Origin of the sequence: Vibrio makurazakiensis (assembly GCF_050337375.1) — a bacterium.
In the GTDB taxonomy this organism is placed as follows: Bacteria; Pseudomonadota; Gammaproteobacteria; order Enterobacterales; family Vibrionaceae; genus Vibrio; species Vibrio makurazakiensis.
In genome coordinates, this window is sequence record NZ_JAKJSW010000398.1 from 1 (window position 1) to 2,023 (window position 2,023).

2 protein-coding genes are annotated in these 2,023 nt (G+C 40.3%); one reads left to right on the plus strand and one right to left on the minus strand.

The features are described from left to right. Window positions 1-5 precede the first annotated feature (5 nt). Window positions 6-671, minus strand: a complete 666-nt coding sequence (locus tag L4C33_RS21855; RefSeq protein WP_428814486.1) for a Crp/Fnr family transcriptional regulator — start codon at window positions 669-671, stop codon at window positions 6-8. Between the two features lie 208 nt (window positions 672-879). Between L4C33_RS21855 and add the strand changes: the two genes are divergently transcribed. After that, a complete protein-coding gene (gene add / locus L4C33_RS21860; protein ID WP_428814487.1) occupies window positions 880-1,881 on the plus strand; it encodes an adenosine deaminase in 1,002 nt (333 codons plus the stop codon). Window positions 1,882-2,023: the final 142 nt, after the last annotated feature.

The following is a 2,023-nucleotide window of genomic DNA, read 5'->3' on the forward strand; positions in this document are numbered from 1 at the left end:
ACTCTTTACTGATGATACTCTTCGATATAGTCGATCAACAACTGAATATCGACTGGAATAATAGAAGAAGGATCTTGCCCTTTACGCACTAAACCTTGATCGATCAACTCATGAATAATGCGCGTATATGCACGTTCCGTACAACCAAATCTCTGCGCTTCTTGGTACATAAAACTATGATTTACCGAGCGATCGCTCGATGTATAACGGCTCACAATATCTTTGATGATATTGAACTTTAAGGGATACAAAGAGCGTTCAATTGCCGTATTCATCGACGTTTGGTACATATTCGACATTCTATGACTCATCCAAAATGCGATTGTACCTTCTTGGATCAAGATTTCAGAAAAACGGTCTTTAGGAATGACGACTAACTCAATTTCTGCTGTTGCGACCACATCAAAAGAACAGGGTCTACCAGAGAAGAATTCAACTTCACCAAAAAAGTTATCTTCTAAACTGTAGTCACCCAAACTTAATGTCTTACCATTTTGAGCGGTATGAAGAACAACGAACTGTGCATTACGGGACCAATAGACTTCGGTAATGTCGGAATGCTGCCTCGCAATGTAGTCCCCTTTTTGCAAAGTGATGGTGCGCAAGTTTTCGTTTTCAATCAACTGTCGAAACTTTTCTTGCCCTTCTCTTAAAATTTCAGCCTTATTCATACAATGTTTTTATACCAAACTTATCATTTTTTAAATCAAGTGCTTAAATACCTGACAATTGTCGTGTGCTTTAATCTAAGTACTTGGTTAGACTAACCACCATAACAAAGAAGAGCAAAGGCTCTCTAATATAAACGTGTATTCAATGCTCGTAATTCACGACTGAATACCGTAATGACCCAAATTATACATTGTAAAGAGAACAGTTATGAATTACTTCGACCTACCAAAGATAGATCTTCACTGCCACCTAGACGGCAGCCTAAGACCACAAACCGTGCTTGATCTAGCTAACCTACAAAACATAACTCTTCCTAGCAACGATGTAGATGAAATCAAAGAATTGATGGTTGCACCAGAAACTTGTACAGATTTACCAGAGTACCTTGCACGTTTTGACCTACCAATCTCTGTAATGCAGACGGCAGATAGCCTTGAGCGTACTTCTTTCGAATTGTTTGAAGATGCAGCACAAGAAAACGTTAAGTACCTTGAAGTTCGCTTTGGTCCTCAGTTACACGTTCAGCAAGGGCTAACTTACGCTCAGATTATTGGTAGTGTTGTAAAAGGCATGAAGCGAGCGGAAGAAAAGTACGACATTAAAGGTAACTACATTCTGTCGATGGTTAAGTTCATGCCTTCTGACACGATTAAAGAAGTGGTAGACGCTGGTGAGCAGTACCTAAACAAAGGTGTTGCTGCAATTGATCTAGCAGGAAGCGAATTGGATGGATTCTGTAAGGACTACGTTTCTTACATTGATTATGCACGCGCTAAAGGCTACCGAGTGACAATTCACGCTGGTGAGCAAGGTAATGGTCAAAACGTTTATGACGCTATCGAAATGCTTGGTGCTGAGCGTATCGGCCACGGCGTTGCGATTAATGACCACGAAGCCGCTTACAACAAAGTTAAGCAAGACGTTGTAGCCCTAGAAACTTGTCCAAGTAGTAATGTTCAAACTAAAGCGGTAAACGAGCTATCTCTGCACCCGTTCAAAGAGTTTTATAACGATGAGCTTCAAGTTACCATCAACACGGACAACCGCACTGTTTCAAACACAACAATGACGAAAGAAGTCCAAAAAGTGATGGAGACGTTTAAATTAAACCTTGAAGACTACCGTCGTATTTACCAGATGACCGTTGGCCAAACTTTTGCAACTGATGAAGTGAAGCAAGAGTTACTGAAACACAGCCAATCAATTTAACTTATACTCATTAGCCTAATACGAAGTGCCGATTAGTCGGCACTTCACTTTTTCATCAACGTCCACCCCGTTGACCAAAAAAATTCAACTATTGCGTAGTTTTGGATCATCACTACGATACTCTACGAATTCTACTTCAAAG